The 16,161-nt window shown below is 69.7% G+C and carries 16 protein-coding genes and 4 pseudogenes; 14 read left to right on the top strand and 6 right to left on the bottom strand.

Going from position 1 to position 16,161, the window contains the following annotated elements:
- Positions 1-43: 43 nt before the first annotated feature.
- Positions 44-559: pseudogene (locus AXW62_RS12630) on the bottom strand (transposase); the annotation flags it as partial.
- Between AXW62_RS12630 and AXW62_RS12625 the strand changes: the two are divergent.
- A complete protein-coding gene (locus AXW62_RS12625; RefSeq protein WP_060944598.1) occupies positions 500-1,324 on the top strand; it encodes an alpha/beta fold hydrolase in 825 nt (274 codons plus the stop codon). The pseudogene AXW62_RS12630 and the gene AXW62_RS12625 overlap by 60 nt on opposite strands.
- Positions 1,325-1,347: 23 nt before the next feature.
- Positions 1,348-1,644 (top strand): putative quinol monooxygenase, encoded by a 297-nt coding sequence (locus tag AXW62_RS12620; protein ID WP_060944595.1) that lies wholly within the window; start codon positions 1,348-1,350, stop codon positions 1,642-1,644.
- Positions 1,645-1,847: 203 nt separating this feature from the next.
- On the opposite strand, the gene AXW62_RS12615 is transcribed toward AXW62_RS12620, so the two are convergent.
- Positions 1,848-2,564, bottom strand: coding sequence for an alcohol dehydrogenase catalytic domain-containing protein (locus tag AXW62_RS12615; RefSeq protein ID WP_252368582.1), 717 nt, complete (start codon positions 2,562-2,564; stop codon positions 1,848-1,850).
- An 82-nt stretch (positions 2,565-2,646) separates the two neighbouring features.
- Between AXW62_RS12615 and AXW62_RS12610 the strand changes: the two genes are divergently transcribed.
- Positions 2,647-3,432 carry a TetR/AcrR family transcriptional regulator gene (locus AXW62_RS12610; protein WP_252368581.1) on the top strand — a complete coding sequence of 262 codons (786 nt, stop codon included), beginning with the start codon at positions 2,647-2,649 and terminating at the stop codon, positions 3,430-3,432.
- A gap of 73 nt (positions 3,433-3,505) precedes the next feature.
- On the opposite strand, the pseudogene AXW62_RS46880 reads toward AXW62_RS12610, so the two are convergent.
- From AXW62_RS46880 to AXW62_RS12600, 3 genes and pseudogenes are all read right to left on the bottom strand, one after another.
- Positions 3,506-3,838: pseudogene (locus AXW62_RS46880) on the bottom strand (reverse transcriptase domain-containing protein); the annotation flags it as partial.
- A 55-nt stretch (positions 3,839-3,893) separates the two neighbouring features.
- Positions 3,894-5,255 (bottom strand): MFS transporter, encoded by a 1,362-nt coding sequence (locus AXW62_RS12605; protein ID WP_060944593.1) that lies wholly within the window; start codon positions 5,253-5,255, stop codon positions 3,894-3,896.
- A 45-nt stretch (positions 5,256-5,300) separates the two neighbouring features.
- The gene (locus AXW62_RS12600) at positions 5,301-5,612 is read right to left on the bottom strand and encodes a putative quinol monooxygenase (RefSeq protein WP_060944592.1); all 312 of its coding nucleotides are present in this window, start codon (positions 5,610-5,612) and stop codon (positions 5,301-5,303) included.
- Between the two features lie 173 nt (positions 5,613-5,785).
- Here AXW62_RS12600 and AXW62_RS12595 point away from each other — a divergent pair, with 173 nt between their 5' ends.
- From AXW62_RS12595 to AXW62_RS43875, 8 genes and pseudogenes are all read left to right on the top strand, one after another.
- Positions 5,786-6,604, top strand: coding sequence for an Rv0792c family HTH-type transcriptional regulator (locus AXW62_RS12595; protein WP_102884843.1), 819 nt, complete (start codon positions 5,786-5,788; stop codon positions 6,602-6,604).
- Positions 6,601-7,662: a TIGR03619 family F420-dependent LLM class oxidoreductase gene (locus tag AXW62_RS12590; RefSeq protein WP_060944590.1), complete on the top strand. Its 1,062-nt coding sequence runs from the start codon at positions 6,601-6,603 to the stop codon at positions 7,660-7,662. Before AXW62_RS12595 ends, AXW62_RS12590 begins: the two co-directional genes overlap by 4 nt.
- Before the next feature lie 47 nt (positions 7,663-7,709).
- Positions 7,710-8,453, top strand: a complete 744-nt coding sequence (locus AXW62_RS12585) for a transglutaminase-like domain-containing protein (RefSeq protein WP_060944589.1) — start codon at positions 7,710-7,712, stop codon at positions 8,451-8,453.
- A 284-nt stretch (positions 8,454-8,737) separates the two neighbouring features.
- A complete protein-coding gene (locus AXW62_RS12580; protein WP_060944588.1) occupies positions 8,738-10,147 on the top strand; it encodes an NAD-dependent succinate-semialdehyde dehydrogenase in 1,410 nt (469 codons plus the stop codon).
- A 46-nt stretch (positions 10,148-10,193) separates the two neighbouring features.
- Complete coding sequence (npdG, locus tag AXW62_RS12575) at positions 10,194-10,901, top strand: NADPH-dependent F420 reductase (protein WP_060944587.1); 708 nt, start codon at positions 10,194-10,196, stop codon at positions 10,899-10,901.
- Positions 10,902-11,056: 155 nt separating this feature from the next.
- Positions 11,057-12,431, top strand: a pseudogene (locus tag AXW62_RS47425) (transposase).
- Between the two features lie 198 nt (positions 12,432-12,629).
- Entirely contained in the window at positions 12,630-13,019 is a 390-nt protein-coding gene (locus AXW62_RS12565; protein WP_060944586.1) for a hypothetical protein, read from the top strand.
- Between the two features lie 106 nt (positions 13,020-13,125).
- Complete coding sequence (locus AXW62_RS43875) at positions 13,126-13,272, top strand: hypothetical protein (protein ID WP_159060860.1); 147 nt, start codon at positions 13,126-13,128, stop codon at positions 13,270-13,272.
- 19 nt (positions 13,273-13,291) lie between these two features.
- Here the strand turns inward: AXW62_RS43875 and AXW62_RS12560 are convergent.
- Positions 13,292-13,501, bottom strand: a pseudogene (locus tag AXW62_RS12560) (IS5-like element IS4811 family transposase); the annotation flags it as partial.
- A 74-nt stretch (positions 13,502-13,575) separates the two neighbouring features.
- Here AXW62_RS12560 and AXW62_RS12555 point away from each other — a divergent pair.
- The 3 genes from AXW62_RS12555 to AXW62_RS12545 all read left to right on the top strand — a co-directional run bounded on the left by AXW62_RS12555 (position 13,576) and on the right by AXW62_RS12545 (position 16,150).
- Positions 13,576-14,133: a TetR/AcrR family transcriptional regulator gene (locus AXW62_RS12555; RefSeq protein ID WP_159060859.1), complete on the top strand. Its 558-nt coding sequence runs from the start codon at positions 13,576-13,578 to the stop codon at positions 14,131-14,133.
- Positions 14,130-15,023, top strand: coding sequence for an aldo/keto reductase (locus AXW62_RS12550; RefSeq protein WP_060944584.1), 894 nt, complete (start codon positions 14,130-14,132; stop codon positions 15,021-15,023). Before AXW62_RS12555 ends, AXW62_RS12550 begins: the two co-directional genes overlap by 4 nt.
- A 107-nt stretch (positions 15,024-15,130) precedes the next feature.
- On the top strand, positions 15,131-16,150 hold the full coding sequence (locus tag AXW62_RS12545; RefSeq protein WP_060944583.1) for an NADPH:quinone reductase: 1,020 nt from the start codon (positions 15,131-15,133) through the stop codon (positions 16,148-16,150).
- Positions 16,151-16,161 lie beyond the last annotated feature (11 nt).

The raw sequence follows: 16,161 nt of genomic DNA, 5'->3' as shown, positions 1-16,161 counted from the left end.
TGAGCGGGTGTGACGGGGCGGGAGGGGGAGGCAGGTGGGGTGTTCAGGCAGCGAGGTGGAGGGTGCGTGGTTCGTAGAAGGTGCCGGTGCGGATCATTGCGTGGATGACGTTCACGCGTTGTCTCGCCAGGCGGAGGATGGCCTGGGTGTGGGTCTTGCCGCGGGATCGCTGGCGGTCGTAGTAGACCCGCGAGGACAGGTCGCTCTTGCAGCCGATCGCGGCGAACGCGGCCTGGAACAGGGCACGTTTGAGCAGGCGGTTGCCGCGGTGGGGGGCGTGTTCGCCCCGGATGGATGTCCCCGAGGACTTCGTCGCTGGGGCGAGTCCGGCGTAGGAGGCGAGGTGCCCGGCGGTGCGGAAACCGCTGCCGTCGCCGATGGCGACGATCACGGCGGCCGTGGTCCTGACGCCCAGGCCGGGCAGTGACGTCAGGAGGTGGAAAAGAGGGAGGGCCTCCAGCAGGGCCGCGATCTCGCGCTCGGTGGCCTGCCGCTGGGCATGGGCGGCGGCGAGCTGGGCGGCCAGGCCGGGCACGATCAGCGCAGACGCCTCGGTGCCGGTACACCTGTGGTCTGCCTGCACACGGCCGGCGCGGACGCACGTCAGTACCGCCACCTGCAGAACGACGCCGATGTCCTCGCCGACTTCCGCGTACTCGCCTTCGACCTTCCCTGGCACGGCACATCACTACCGCCGGAGGGCTGGTGGGAGGAGGAGTACCTGCTCACCAGCGAGCGCTATGTCGACACCGTGATGTCCTTCGTGCACGCCCTGGAACTCGACCGTCCCATCGTCGTCGGCTGCTCGATGGCCGCCTCCCTGGTACTCGAACTCGCCCGCCTCCATGGCGCCGAGCTCGGCGGAGTCATCGGCTTCTCCGGTGCCTCGACCGTGGAGGGCCGCTTCCAGGACTGGCCCCTGGCCCCCGACATCAACAGCAACCAGGTGGTGCCGTCCTGGACCTACGGTTTGATGGCACCGCACAGCCCCACCGCCGCCCGCAAAGAGGTCTGGTGGGTCTACAGCCAGGGCGGCCCTGGTATCTACCGCGGTGACACCTACTTCTACAGCAACGGACTCGACTTGCGCGGGCACGAGAGCGAGATCGACACCGAGACCTGCCCGGTCTACCTGTACACCGGCGAGTACGACTACGCGTGCAGCTCGGAGGAGACCGAAGCAACGCTTGCCCGCATCCCGGGAGCACGAGGCGGCCGCATGCCCGGTATCGGCCACTTCCCCGTGTCGGAGAACTACTCACTGTGCAAGCAGTACCTGCTCCCGGCGTTGCAGGAGCTGGCACGCTCCCGGAACGCCGCCTGAGACGACACAGAAAGACTCGAGCCGTGTCACACACCTACCTGCAAATCATCGCCGACTACCAGATCGAAAGCGGCGCCGAACAGACCGTGCTCGAGGCACTCGCCCACCTCGCGGCAGACAGCCGTCAGGAGCCGGGCAACCTGTCCTACGAGTTCTTCCGTGACGTCGAAGACCCACTTCACGTCGTCGTGCTCGAGCGGTACACGGACGACGAGGCCTTCGCGGCACACCGCGCGTCCCCGCACTTCGCCACCATCGCAACGGAGCAGATCATCCCGCACCTGACGGAACGGGTGGTGCGCACATTCTCCAGTCGATGACACAAAGCCAGTCGCTCTTCGCGTGGTGAGCCCAGTCGCGCGGCGGGGCTCACCGCTGGCGGCCGACTACACCTTGGCGTACGCATCGTCGAAGGCGGCCGTCAACATGATCACCCTTCAGTACGCGCTGGCCTTCGCCCGGCGTCCCGAGTGGCGGCATCTGAGGATCAACGCCGCCACGCCGGGATACATCGCCACCGACCTCAACGGCCGTTCCGGGCCGCGCAGCGCCGCCGAGGGCGCGCGGGTACGACGCGGCCACCGGGGCGGGCCAGCTCGGCGCACCGGGCGAGACCGGCCTCGCTGCCCGCGGCGTCGATCACGACGTCGTAGACGCCTTCCGCCGAGCCGACTTCGAGGCGTTCCGCCGCGATCCTCTGGTGCTTGTGGCGCACCTCGATATCGACGTCGAAGCCCTTTTGCCGGGCCGCGGCGGCGGCCAGCAGCCCGATACTGCCGCCGCCGACGACTGCCACCCGCTCCCCTGAGACGAGCGCCGCGCTGCGGACGCCGTGCCAGGCGACTGACGCGGGCTCCACGAGGCAGGCGTCACGTACGTCCAGGCCGGACGGAAGCGGGACGAGCATGTTCTGGGGAACCGTCACGGCGTCGCACATGCCGCCGTCCCGGAATATGCCGAGAGTTCCGTGCTCCGGGGCGCTGCACCGCTGGACATGGCCGAGGCGACACTGGGCGCACTCTCCGCAGTGGACCGTGGGCTCGACGGCGTAACAGCGGCCGTCGGCGGCGGTACCGGCGAACTCGTGACCATAGGTGTAGCCCTGAACGCCACCGGCCGCGAAGTTCACGTCGGTCCCGCAGATGCCCGCCGAGGCGACGGCGAGACGTACACCGTTCGCTTCCGGTTCGGCGGCCTCGGCCACGAGGATGCCCTGATCGGTGTTGCGTACTGCGCGCATGGGGGTCCCTTCAACACCACTAAGCGAACGTTGTTAACTTATGTTAAGTGATAGGTGTTCGCCCCATGTCTATCCTTGCCCGATGCATGAACTCACGAGGACAGCCACGACAGGCAAGCTGCCGCCGGAGGGCCCGCGCACGAACCAACGGGCGGAACCGAGACCGGGCACGGCGGCCTGGTGGCTTGCCCGGGAGAGCGAACCCGCGCGGCAGCGGCGGCGCAGATCACTGACCCTCGATGCCGTCCTCGACGCGGCCATGGCCCTGCTCGACACACGTGGGGCGACCGCGCTGACGATGCGCAACATCGCCGAGACCCTCGGCTGCACGCAGGCGTCCCTCTACCGTCACGTGCGCAACCGTGAGGAACTGGTGACCCTGCTGGTCGATCGAGCACTCAGCGTGGCGAGTTCGGTTTCGCCCGACGAGGCGGACTGGGTCGAGAAGGCGGCGTGGTCCGCACGCCTGTTCCGCGAGCACCTGCGCCGGCACCCCGGCGTGGCCTCACTCCTCCGCGGCACCGAGCGGCTCGGCCCCAACTCGCTGGCCGGGATGCAGTACTCCCTCGAACTCTTCATCGGCGCCGGCCTCAGCCCCCGCCTCGCATCCGCCGCCGCGTCGTCACTGGCCACCTTCATCCTCGGCTCGGTGCACCTCAACCTCGGCCTGGACAGATCGGATCCCGAAGAGAGCCGGCACCTACGCCTGCTGTACCGCTCCCGGGACCCCGCAGCCCTCCCCCTGCTCGTCCAGCACGCCGACACCCTCGCGGAGGTCACCAGCGACGACGAGTTCGAAGTCGGCCTCAACGCATTGCTGACCGGATTCCGCGCCCTGATCCAGAACGCGGACATCGCACGCGGCTGAGGGCTGTGTCGCATTTCGGTGAGGGGTCGAGCAGGTCTCCTTGGCCGGATTGTCGGGTTCCGGGTTCCGGGTTCCGGTTCTGGGCAGTTTTCTTCGTGGCGTTGTGCTGAGTCGTGATCTCGTAACCGAGAAACCTCGGTGCCCCGGTGCGGGCATGTGTGATCAGTGTCTTTTCCTGGGACAGTTCCAGCTTGAGTTCATCGCGCAGGAACTGAGTCAGGCGTTGTTTGATCTGCTCGGCCTCGGCTTTCGGTCCCGTGAAACCCAGGAGGTGGTCGTCCGCGTAGCGTATGTAACGCAGCCTGCGATATGCCGGATCGCCGGGATCCGGGCTCGGCCGGCTGACCATCCGCTGACGCAGCTTGCGAGCCTGGGCCCGGTCGCCGCGTCGGCGCGCTTTCGCCAGGTGGTCCCACCGGCTGCCGTTGTGCGGTCGTGGCCGGTGGGGACCTGGAAGCGGCTCACCGGGGGAGGGGTTGTCCCTTGGTCTCCGGCCCGACGAACCAGACGGTGGCGATGGCGATGAGGTACATCACCACTCCGACGACCGTGGCGGCGGCAGTGATCCCGCCGAGCAGGCTGATGAGCATTCCGGTGCCGAGGGTGACCAGTGCGCCTGCGATGCGTGCGGAGTTGAACACCGTGGAGATCGCTGTGGCGCGACCCGAGGTGGGGAACAGCTCGGGCATGTAGATGGGCATCCAGGCGAACTGGCCCAGGATGAAGAACCCGGCCACGGCTGCCACGGCCAGTGCCGCCTGCGGGGTGTGGACGGCGAAGAAGAAGACCGGGACGACGGCCGCGGATACGGAGTAGTAGAGGAGCATGGTGGGTTTTCGGCCCCAGCGGTCGGCCAGGTAACCGAGCAGGAGGTAGCCGGGTACGGAGGCGCCGTTGAACACCAGGCCGGCGTTGGCACCCCATCGGGTGCCCGTCTCGCCGGTGTCCATGGCGAGTTGGGCGGTGTATGCGGGGATCCAGGCCGACACGGCGTACAGGCCGATGACCGACACGACAGTCAGCACGAGCAGCCGCAGCCCGCGACGGCGTAGGTGGGCGTGGCTGAAGACGGCGATGAAGGGGGAGCGCAGGAGTTCCCTGTCTGCGGCTGCGACGGCGCTGCCGGCTTCTTGGGCGGCTTTGGCCTTGCGCCGCCGGTCGCGGACCGAGGTCCACATCTCCGGGTCGCGGACGGCCCGCCGTACGTAGAGGACGATGAGTGCGGGGAGGGTGCCGATCAGGAAGAGGTAGCGCCAGGCGTTGTCGCCCACGGGCTCCAGCAGGTACCAGGCCAGCGCGGCGATGACTGCGCCGACGCCGAAGCCCGACTGAAGTACTGCGGCGGCTCGTCCGCGTGAACGGTCCGGCCAGAGTTCGCCGATCAGGGCGGTGGCACTGCCCCACTCCGCTCCCAGTCCCATGCCGGTGATGAAGCGCAGGGTGAGCAGCCACCAGTAGTCGGGTGCGAGTGCGGTCAGACCGGTGAAGAGGGCGTACCAGAGGATGGAGAGGATGAGGGTGCGGCGGCGGCCGAGCCGGTCGGCCGCGAAGCCGGCGAGGATCCCGCCGAGCGCCCAGCCGGCGAGGGTGGCTGCGAGCAGGCCGCTGATGTAGGTGGGAAGGTCTGCCAGCTGTGCTTCGGTGCCCACCGCCATGACGGCCGTGGGGCCGACGAGGACGAGGGCGTAGGTCTCGAATCCGTCGAAGGTCCATCCCAGCCAGGACGCGAACAGTGCGCGGCGGCTGCCTTTGTCGATGTGGCGCACGGCTGGGGACGGGGCGGGAGTTCTGGGGGGCGACACGTCGTTTTGCAGGTCGGACATGGTGCTCTCCTTTGAGCGGTCGCGCGACGCGTGACGTGCCCGTTGTCAGCCGATGACGTTGACCGGCCTGAGGACGGAAACCTCGACGGGTTGGGCGAGGAGGTCGGACAGCTGGGCGCGGTACGCCTTGTAGTGGGCCGTCGTGCGGTGCGCCTCCAGGGCTGCGGAGTCCTGGTAGCGCTCCAGGAGGACGAAGTCCGGGGCCTCCGTCTCGGTGGTGTAGAGGTCGTAGGAGCGGCATCCCGGCTCGGAGCGGGTCGGGGCGATCATTCCCTCGAGCAGGGCCCGCAGCTGCGGAGCGCGGTCTGCGGCCGGGGTGAAGCGGGCGATCACGGTCACGTGGTTCTGGTCCGGCACGGGGGACTCCTTTGCTTGGCGGCGGGGCTACTTGCGCCCACCAGATGTAAGACGTTATAAAACGTCTTATGGAACGCGTCAAGGGTTCGGTGCCCCCGCCGACCGTGACACCCGAAGGGGTTGTTACGCGTCCGGGCCTGCTGCCGGGTTCAATACGACTTATGACATCTGACATGGGGAACGAGCCCCGCTTCGACCTGTCGGCCGCCGGATTCCGGATCGAACGGGGCCGGACACCGGCGACGACGCAGCTGGCGGAGCAGATCAAGGCACTGATCCTCAAGCAGCAGCTGCCGCCGGGAACGCGGCTGCCCACGGAACGGGAGCTGATGGCTGAGACCGGTCTGAGCCGCATCACGGTCCGTGCCGCCGTGGGCGCACTGGAGTCCCAGGGCTGGGTGGTACGCAAGCAAGGACTGGGCACCTTCGTCTCCGAACCGGTGGACCAGGAGCTGTCCTCCGGCGTGCGCACCATCACCGAGGTCCTGCTCGAACAGGGCGTCACACCGCACATCGATGTCCTGGGCTTCGGCGTCGAACCCGCTGCGCCCCACGTCGCGCAGGTCCTCGGGGAGTCCGAGGTACTGACGATCCGGCGCCGGTACGGGGACGGGGAGAAGCCGGTCGCGCTCGTCACGATCCATCTTCCGGCGCGGGTGCTGGAGGCGGCCGGGCCGCTGCGCTGCGGCGAGCCCGCCACCGAAACCACGTACACGATGTGGGAGCAGCGCCTGGGGGTGCGGATCGCGCAGGCCCGGCACCAGATCCACGCGGCCGCGGCTTCTCCGGACGTCGCCGCGGCGCTGGAGATCGACGAGTCCGCACCCGTGCTCGTCCTGGAGCGGGTCAGCTTCGGCCACGACGACCGTCCACTGGAAGTCGTGATCTTCCACTACCGCCCGGAACGCTACGGATTCACCGTAACCCTTCCCCGCACCGTCTCCGGTGCCCCGGTCGGCATGACCGATATGACAGAAAGGCGACGTCCATGAACGACGACGATACCTCCGGCGCGGGTCCCGCCCACGAGCCCGGGCCGCACATCGGGTTGATCCTGGCCCTGACCATCCGCGGCCTCGCCGTGGGCAACTATCCCGACATGGTCCGCGCCGCGCAGGCCGCCGAGTCCTACGGATTCGACTCCGTGTGGCTGTGTGACCACTTCCTGACCCTCAGCCCCGACGACTACGTCCGGGACGCGGGCATCACCGCCGGACCCGAGAGCGACGGCGATGCCCAGCAGAGCCGCTCGTCGTCGGTCCCGCTGCTCGAATGCTGGACCGCGCTGTCGGCCCTGTCCCGCGACACCACCACCGTGCGCCTGGGCACCAGTGTGCTGTGCAACTCCTACCGCTACCCCGCCGTGCTCGCGAAGATGGCCGCCACCCTCGATGTCATCTCCGGCGGCCGACTGGACCTGGGCATGGGAGCGGGCTGGTTCCAGCAGGAGTACGAGGCATACGGCATCCCGTTCCCCCCGACCGGGGACCGGGTCACCGCGCTCGGCGAGTCGCTCCAGGTGATGCGCCAGGTGTGGACCGACCCGCACCCGTCCTTCCACGGCGACTTCTACCGCATCGACGGGGCGGTCTGCGATCCGCCCCCGCTCCAGCAGCCGCATCCGCCCCTGTGGGTGGGCGGCGAGGGGCTGCGGGTCCACCGCATCGCCGCCCGGCACGCCAATGGCATCAACGTCCGGTGGTGGCCCGCCGAGAAGTGCGCGGAGCGCCGGGCGTTGCTGGACCGTGAGTGCGAGGCGATCGGCCGCGACCCGGCGACCCTGCGCCTGTCGATCACCACCCTGCTCGCGCCGACCGACTCCTCGGCACAGCGGGACGAGCTGCGTACCCGCTTCCAGTCGATTCCCGACACCGGGCTGATCACCGGGACGCCGGAAGCCTGTGTCGAGCGCATCCGCGCCTACCAGGATGCCGGCATCGACCACTTCCTGTTCACCATCCCGGACGTCGCGGACTCGACCTATCTCGACGTCGTCGGGGAGCAGATCCTGCCCCACATCAAGCCCGCACGGCACGCGCAACCCGCCTGACCCAGCCGCGCGACCACGACGCCAACGACTCAACGAAGGGCTACTTTGTGACCTCCGAGACGACCGCACACAACGAGCTCACCACCATCGACGAGGCGTACCTGAGGCCGACCGCCTACATCGACTCCGACCACCCGCTCGTGGTATCCACCGCACGAGAGCTGACCGACGGTGCCACCACCGACAGCGAACGGCTGGGCCGCATCTACCACTACGTCCGCGACCTGCCCTACGACATCCTCGCCTCGTTCCGCTATCTCGCCGAGGGCGAATCGGCGGCCAGCGACGTCCTCGCCCACGGCGTCGCCTTCTGCATGGGCAAGGCGAGTTCGTTCGTCGCCCTGTGCAGGGCCGCCGGTATCCCTGCCCGCGTCGCGTTCCAGGCGCTCCACGCCCCGGAGATGGAATTCCTCTCACCGGAGGTCCGCACTCTGTGGGGAGGGCCGGCCGGACGGCCGCTGCCCTGGCACTCGCTCGGCGAAGCCTTCCTCAACGGCCGGTGGATCAAGCTGGACGCGACCATCGACGCGCCCACAGCGGCCCGTCTGGGCAAGCCCTACACCGTCACCTACGACGGCGTCACGGACATCCCGACCGTCGAGGGGCCCGTGCTGCGGGAAAACGGCAGCTACGCCGACTATCCCGCCGAAGTGGCGCGCTGGTACGAGCGGGTTGCCGGCGAAGTCCTCGAAGCGCTCCGCTCGCCCGCCGCGCACGAGCGGGTCGCTGGCGACGACGTGCTGTGGAGCGGTCCCGATCCGGAGCTGGTCGGCCGCACTTCCGTCGCCTGACCCGGCCACGCGAGGAGCGCCCCGAAGACGCCGGCCGGTGGGCATGCCCGCTCTGCGTGGAGACCCGGCCACGCGAGGAGCGTGCCGAAGACGCCGGCCGGTGGGCATGCCCGCTCTGCGTGGAGACCCGGCCACGCGAGGAGCGTGCCGAAGACGCCGGCCGGCGGGCATGCCCGCCCTGCGTGGAGACCCGGCCACGCGAGGAGCGTCCCGAAGACGCCGGCCGGCGGACATGCCCGCCCTGTGCGGACCATCACCTCAACCCTCAAGGAGTGAGACCGGCCATGGCCGTTCACCAGATCAACTCCGTCAACCCGGCCACCGAGGAAGTCATCGCCCAGTTCACCCCCCACGCGCCGACAGCTGTCGACGCGGCAGTCGAGCGGGCGTCCCTCGCCGCCAGAAAATGGCGGACGGTTCCCGTGCTGGAGCGGGCCGAGCACCTCAAGCGGGCCGCCGCGCTGCTGCGTGCCGAACGGGACCGGCTCGCCGCCCTCATCACCGAGGAGATGGGCAAGCCCATCGCCGAAGCGGAAGCCGAGGTCGACAAGTCCGCCTGGTGCTGCGAGTACTACGCGACGCAGGGACCGGAACTACTGATGCACCAGCCGGTGGCAACCGGGGCCACTCGCAGCCACGTCGCCTTCGACCCGCTGGGCCTCGTCCTGGCGGTCATGCCCTGGAACTATCCGCTCTGGCAGGTGTTCCGCTTCGCGCCGCCCGCGCTGCTGGCCGGCAATGGCGCCGTGCTCAAGCACGCCTCGAACGTGCCGCGCTGTGCCCTGGCCATCGCCGACATCTGGGACCGGGCCGGCTGCCCGCCCGGTCTGTTCACCACGCTGCTCGTCGGCCCCGACGCGGTGCCGGACCTCATAGCCGATCCCCGCATCCACGCCGTGACCCTCACCGGATCGACCGAAGTGGGCTCTGCCGTCGCTGCCATGGCCGCGCACCACCTCAAGCCACAGGTCCTCGAACTCGGCGGCTCGGACCCCTTCATCGTCCTCGCCGACGCGGACGTCCCGGCCGCCGCCGCGGCGGCGGTCAGCGCACGCATGCACAACACGGGGCAGAGCTGCATCTCCGCCAAACGGTTCATCGTCGAGGAAACGGTCGTCGAGGAATTCACCGACGCGTTTGCCGCCGGTGTCGCTGCCCTGACCGTGGGCGACCCGTTCCGCCGAGACGTAACGATCGGCCCGCTCGCCCGGTCCGGTCTTCGCTCCGACCTCGTCGACCAGGTCGAGCGCAGCACCGCGGCGGGCGCCCGCGTCGTCACCGGCGGCACGGTCCCCGACGGCCCCGGGTACTTCTATATGCCTGCCGTCCTCGACCAGGTCACCCCGGCGATGGCTGTCGCAGCGGAAGAGACGTTCGGGCCGGTGGCCGCCGTGGTCTCCGCGAAGGACCCGGCCCAGGCCGTCGACATCGCCAACGCCACCGAATTCGGTCTCGGCGCCGCGCTGTGGACAACCGACCTCGAGCGCGCCGATCGCCTGATTCCCGGTATCGAGGCCGGCGCGGTGTTCGTCAACGGGATCGTCGCCTCCGATCCGCGGCTGCCGTTCGGCGGCATCAAGCGCAGCGGCTACGGACGCGAGCTGGGCGCCTTCGGACTCCGTCAGTTCACCAACGTCAAGAGCGTGTGGATCGGCCCCGCACGCAACGCACAGAGCCACCCCCTCAGCGAATGACCTGCATGTCTTCTCCCCGAAACCAGCCGACCGAAGGCGATCACCCATGACAGTCACCTCGCCGGGCCCGCTCCCCGCCACAACAACGCACCACGAGAACACCGTCGCCATCGTCGGCGGCACCGGCGCCCTCGGTCTGGGGCTCGCCACCCGGTGGGCCCACAGCGGCGTCCACGTCCGTATCGGATCCCGGCGTCCAGAAGCGGCGCAGGCCTGCGCCGGCAAGCTCCCCGGAGCGGTCGGCGGGGACAACACCACCATGATCGAAGGTGCGGCGGCGGTGGTCGTCGCCGTGCCCTTCAGCGCACACGTCGAGACGATGCGCTCCCTTGCGAAGGCCATCCAGCCCGGACAACTGGTCATCGACACGACCGCGCCCCTTCTGCCCGTCGGCCCCCGCGGCCTGCGTCCCATCGTCCCCTGGGCCGGTTCCGCCGCCGAACAGGCCCAGGCCCTGCTGCCGGATGGCACAAGCGTGGTCTCGGCTCTGCAGACGGTCAGCGCCGCCACCTTGCAGGACATCGGGCTCCGGCTGGAGGAGGACGTATTGCTCTGCGGCGATCACACGGCCGACAAGGTCCTGGCCGCGGATCTCATCGGCCGTATCCCCGGGCTGCGCACCGTCGACTGCGGCCTGCTGGACATGAGCGGTGTCTGCGAGCGGATCACCGCGCTGCTGATCGGGATCAACAGGCGTTACAAGACCCACGCCGGCATCCGGATCACCGGTCTCCCCGAGCCTGACGCCCGATGAGCTTGTTCTCCTTCTTCCCGCCCCGGACGGTGTCTCGGACTGAGCCGCTCACCTGGGGGTTCGCCGGACGCGGCGGCGGCCTTCGTCTGATCACGTGCTCCGGCCACGGTGCATGCACGTGATCACGGCGAAGGCCGCGAGGGCGAGTCTGCCCGCTGGCTGATGCTGTCCGGAGGGAAGTGCCGGCGGAAGCGTCACGCTTCCGCCGGCGGGTTCCACGAGGGTCCGACCGCTCGGCGTGACGAATTGTTCGAGCTGGCGGACGCGGTGCCGGGTGCGGACGGCGTGCGGTGAGGTCGCCGGGTGGACCTCACGCTGCTGCCCGGGCATCGACGGGGACCCAGAAGCGATGTACGGCGGCTCGAGCCACGGCCGGCTCGACGTCGATCGGCTGCGGACGGTGCCGGCCGGGCTGTCGTTGCCGCGGTGCGACGGCGGGCGTGGGGTCTTGGCGGTCGATGAGCCGCCGCGGCTCCGCCCGCACGCGCCATGCCCGGCGGAGCGCCTGTTGTGCCACGTCTACGGGCGCGCGAAGACAGCCTCGCAGTTCATTCCGGGCCGGCCCTGCTCTTTCGTGGCTGTGCTGGAGCCGGGCGCCACGTCCTGGACCGCGATCCCGGACCGCGATCCTGGACGCGGTCCGGTTCGCACCGGCGGACGACGCAACTGCGATCACCGCCGCCCAGTCGCGGGGTGTCGTCGAGCGGCTCATCGCCGCTGGTCAATGGCAGGACGGGGACCCGCATATCGTGATCGTCAGCGATGCCGGCTACGACGTCACCCGCCTGGCCTGGGTCCTGCGCGACCTGCCGGCCGAACTGGTCGGCCGGGTCCGCTCCGGCCGTGTGATGCGGCTGCCGAAACCACCGAGAATGCACGGCGTCCACGGCCGGCCGCCCGAGCACGGCCCGGAATTCCGGTTCACCAAACCGGAGACCTGGCCCGAGCCTGCGATCACCACGGTCACGGACACGACCAACTAGGGCAAGGCCGGAACCCAGGCATGGGACCGGGTCCACCCACAGCTCACCCACGGCTCCTCCTGGCTCGACCACGACGGTGAACTTCCGCTGGCCGAAGGGAGGTTGATGCGACGGAAGGCCGAGCATCTGTCGAAGGAACGGGATGCCCCGCCAGTGTGGTTATGGTCCTCCAAGACCGGCGCCACCCCGGACGACGCGGACCGCTTCTGGCCGGCATTTCTGCGTCGCTTCGGTCTGGAGCACACCTTCCGCTTCGCGAAGCAGACCCTCGGCTGGACCACCCCGGAACTTCGTACTCCCGAGGCGGCAGACCGCTGGACCTGGATTCTGATCGTCGCCCACACCCAGCTCCGGCTCGCCCGGCCCCTCGCCGCGGACATCCGTCGGCCCTTGGGAGAAGCCCACGAGCTCCGGCCGACTCACCCCGGCCCGGGTCCGCCGGGGGTTGAGGAACATCCGCGCCCACCTCGCCTGCCCGACCCGACCTCACGCCAGTCCAAGTGCGCGCCACCGCTTCGGTCGTCGACCGCAGCGGCAACCTGCGTGAACCACCCCGGTGACCCGAAGGTTGGCTGGCGTACCACTACGGTCGCGGCCATCGTGAGCTCGAGCGGCTCTACGGCCATGGCACGGCAAACAGCCCCGTTCTGTACGTGCCCTGGGCGTAGTGGGAAGTTGGAGGGCCTGGGGCAGTCGGGTTGGTCCTCGGCCCCAGTCCTTCCACTCGGCGTAGAGAGGATCGACCGTGGCCTCGGATCACGACATGCTCTGGCGCCGCTGCGCGCACCTGGGCCATGTTCTGCTGCCGCTGATGGACCAGGAGCCGTGGCGACAGGCTCGTCGCCACGAGAACCTGCGGACCTGGGGCATCGACACGGTCGAAGGCGAGTGCCTGGTCGAGGTCTTCGCAGCTCTGGCTGCCCACGCCGTCGCGGCCGAAGCTGGTGTGTCCGCCGCAGAATTCGATGCTCTACCCCTCAGTGCCGTGGCCGAAGCGGCGACCGGCAAGCGCGACATCGAACTGCTCGCCGGGCTTCCGGACACCTTTGCCGACGACCGTGACGGACAGGCCGTCGACCTCTTCCGCCATACGCCTACAAAGGCGGGCAGGCCAGTCGCTGGCTCTTCCAGCTGAGCAGGGAACTGCGCCATGCGCTGATCGTGCTCGCCGAACGCTCGCCGATGCCGTCCCTGACATGCGGGGACGTCTTCCGCCGGGCGGCCGAGGCTGGCCTGCTGCAGTGATCATGGAGATCGGACATTCCCGTGGTGATGCGGAAGGCGTGCGACAGGCTCTTGGCCGGGCGGAGGCATCCGTCATCGGGATCCTGCAAGGCATCCACGGCCTCCGCGTCGCCATCGGCGACGCGGAAGAGGAAGAGGAGTAAAGGGAAGCGGTCACGCATCGGTGGGCGCCGGTTTCCTCGGCCAGCTGGAAGTGGCGCCTTTCCGGGCCAGGCGCCTGGCCATGAGGGTGATGGCGGCCCAGGTGACCAGCGTCTCGGAGTGCTGGACGAGCTGTTCACAGTCCCGGGCATGGCGACGTGCGTGCATCATCCACGCAAGGCTGCGTTCGACGACCCACCGACGGGGCAGTACGACGAAGCCGGAGGCGTCCATCACAAACAGAACCATGATTCTGCCAACGTCTCCCGTAAGCAGAGCAGCCATTCTTTTTGTGGGAGGTGCTGGTGCCTCGGCTCACCGACGCGCGCAAGGAACTCCGGCGTACTCAGATCGCCGAGGCCGCCGTCCGCTGCTTCAGCCGCAACGGCCTGGAGCGGACCTCGATCGCCGACATCACCGTCGAGTCCGGCCTCTCGGCCGGCTCGATCTATGCGCACTACCGCAACAAGGCCGACCTGGTCCGGGCCGCCGCCCGCGAGGTGCTCGCCAAGCGCGCCGATGTCCTCGGCGAGTACGCCGCGGCCGACGCCCCGCCCAGCCCCGACGAACTGCTCTCCCGTCTGATCGCGGCGATCGATCCGGCCGAGGCTCGGGTCGGCGTGCAGACCTGGGGTGAGGCGACCACCGACCCGGCCATCCGCGACATCGTCGTCGACATGACCGACCGGATGCGCGCGATGCTGCACGACTGCGTCACGGCCTGGCTCGTCAAGGTCGAGCACCATGAGCCGCCCCGGGCCTGGGAGCACGCCACTCCGATCGCCCACCGGGTCATGGCCCTCTACCAGGCCGAACTGCTGTACACCGCCTTGCGAACACCGACCGAGGAGACACCGTCGTGATCACCGCGACCGCTTCGTTCGCCGCCCGCACCGTTTTCCGGATCGGCTACGGCGCATTGCAGCTCGAGCGGCTGCACGACCGCCGCGACGAGGCCGTCGCGCTGCTGCGCCGTGCGGTCGAGCTGGGCGTCGACCACGTGGACACCGCCGAGTTCTACGGCTTCGGTTTCGCCAACGCCGTGATCCGCGAGGCACTTCGCCCCGAGGACGACGTCCTGGTCGTCACGAAGGTGGGGGCTGACCCCAACCCGGGCGGGCGCCTGCCGCTGCGTCTGGCGCAGCGGCCCGAGCAGCTGCGCGCCAGCGTCGAGGACAACCTGCGCAGCCTCGGCGTCGACCGGCTCGCGGTCGTCAACCTCCGCCGCCTGGACACCGGCCCCGGGCTGCGTCCCCAGGGGGACCAGGTCGTCGACCTCGACGACCAGCTCGCAGCGATGACCGCCTTGCGCGACGAGGGCAAGATCGGCGCGATCGGCCTGAGCAGCGTCACGCTCGACGGCCTGCGCCGTGCCCTGCCCGCCGGCGTCGTCTGCGTGCAGAACGCCTACAGTCTCGTCTCCCGCGAGGACGAGAACATGCTGCAGCTGTGCGCGGCCGAGGGCATCGCCTGGGTGCCGTTCTTCCCGCTCGGCGGGGCCTTCCCCGGCCTGCCCAAAGCGACCGCCGAGCCGGCGGTGCACGCCGTGGCCGCATCCCTGGGCGCCACGCCCTCCCAGGTCGGCCTCGCCTGGCTGCTGCACCACGCCTCGAACGTGCTGCTCATCCCCGGCACCGCCAACGCCGCCCACCTGGAGGCCAACATCGCGGTCAGCGAGATCGCGCTCGACGCCGCGGCCCTCGCCACCCTCGATGGCGTCGAGTCCCGCTCCAACGACGTCCCCATCGGCTGACCGGAACCAACGCGGCCCGGGTCGCGACCGCACCACACGCCGGACATACTGACGGACGGCCAGGCCACGCCGGGAAACCCTGCTCTACCAGGCTCCAAGGACGGATCATGAAGGCCATCATCTACCGCGACAACGGCGCCCCCGACGTTCTGCGGTTCGTCGACCGTGACCTGCCGGCGCCCGGCCCCGGCGAGGTCCGCGTCCGGGTCGCCGTGTCCGGGGTCAACCCGACCGACTGGCAGGCACGCTCCGGCGCCGGCCACCCCCAGCACTTCCCCGAGGTCACCCCGCACCTCGACGGCGCCGGCACGATCGACGCCGTCGGTGAGGGTGTCGACCAGAGCCGGGTCGGTCAGCGGGTCCGACTGTTCATGGCCGCCGCCGGGCGGCCCACCGGCACCGCCGCCGAGTTCACCGTCGTGCCCGCGGAACAGGCCGTGCCGCTGCCCGACGAGGCCGGCTTCGACGTCGGCGCCGCACTCGGAGTCCCCGCGCTGACCGCGCACCGCGCGCTCACCGTCACCGAGGACGGCCCGCGTCGGCTGCGGCCCGGGGCACTCGACGGGAAGGTGGTGCTCGCCGCGAGCGGGGCCGGAGCGCTCGGGCACGCGGTGATCCAGCTCGCCCGATGGGCCGGCGCCACCGTGATCAGCACGGTCAGCAGCCCGGAGAAAGCCCGGCTGGCCACCGCCGCCGGAGCCCACCACGTGATCAACTACCGCGAGGGCGACCCGGCCGCCGAGATCCGCAAGATCGCCCCGGACGGCGTCGACATGGTCGCCGAGGTGGCCCTGGGCACGAACCTCGCACTGGACCTGACCGTGCTGCGAACCCGCGGCACGATCTCGACCTACGCCAACGACGGTGGCAAGCCAGTCGAACTGAACGTGCTGCAGAACATGGTGCTGAACACACGCTTCCAGTTCCTGGTGCTCTACACGGCCGGTCCGGAGGCACGCACCGCGGCCGTCCAGGACATCGCCGCCGCAGTACGCGACGGCGCGCTGCCGGTCGGCGAGAAGCACGGCCTGCCGCTGATCCGCTTTCCCCTCGACCGCACCGCCGACGCGCACCGAGCGGTCGAGAGCCACGCGGTCGGCAAAGTCCTGGTGGACGTCACTCCCTGACCTCCAGTTGG

Origin of the sequence: Streptomyces hygroscopicus subsp. hygroscopicus (assembly GCF_001553455.1) — a bacterium.
In the GTDB taxonomy this organism is placed as follows: Bacteria; Actinomycetota; Actinomycetes; order Streptomycetales; family Streptomycetaceae; genus Streptomyces; species Streptomyces hygroscopicus.
Note: the sequence above shows the minus strand (reverse complement) of the source record. Positions and strands in the feature narration are given on the sequence as shown.

Coding starts and splice junctions, on each gene's coding strand:
- AXW62_RS12625 (WP_060944598.1), top strand. CDS start 500: ATGGGCGGCGGCGAGCTGGGCGGCCAGGCCGGGCACGATCAGCGCAGA.
- AXW62_RS12615 (WP_252368582.1), bottom strand. CDS start 2,564: ATGCGCGCAGTACGCAACACCGATCAGGGCATCCTCGTGGCCGAGGCC.
- AXW62_RS12610 (WP_252368581.1), top strand. CDS start 2,647: ATGCATGAACTCACGAGGACAGCCACGACAGGCAAGCTGCCGCCGGAG.
- AXW62_RS12605 (WP_060944593.1), bottom strand. CDS start 5,255: ATGTCCGACCTGCAAAACGACGTGTCGCCCCCCAGAACTCCCGCCCCG.
- AXW62_RS12595 (WP_102884843.1), top strand. CDS start 5,786: ATGGGGAACGAGCCCCGCTTCGACCTGTCGGCCGCCGGATTCCGGATC.
- AXW62_RS12590 (WP_060944590.1), top strand. CDS start 6,601: ATGAACGACGACGATACCTCCGGCGCGGGTCCCGCCCACGAGCCCGGG.
- AXW62_RS12580 (WP_060944588.1), top strand. CDS start 8,738: ATGGCCGTTCACCAGATCAACTCCGTCAACCCGGCCACCGAGGAAGTC.
- npdG (WP_060944587.1), top strand. CDS start 10,194: ATGACAGTCACCTCGCCGGGCCCGCTCCCCGCCACAACAACGCACCAC.
- AXW62_RS12545 (WP_060944583.1), top strand. CDS start 15,131: ATGAAGGCCATCATCTACCGCGACAACGGCGCCCCCGACGTTCTGCGG.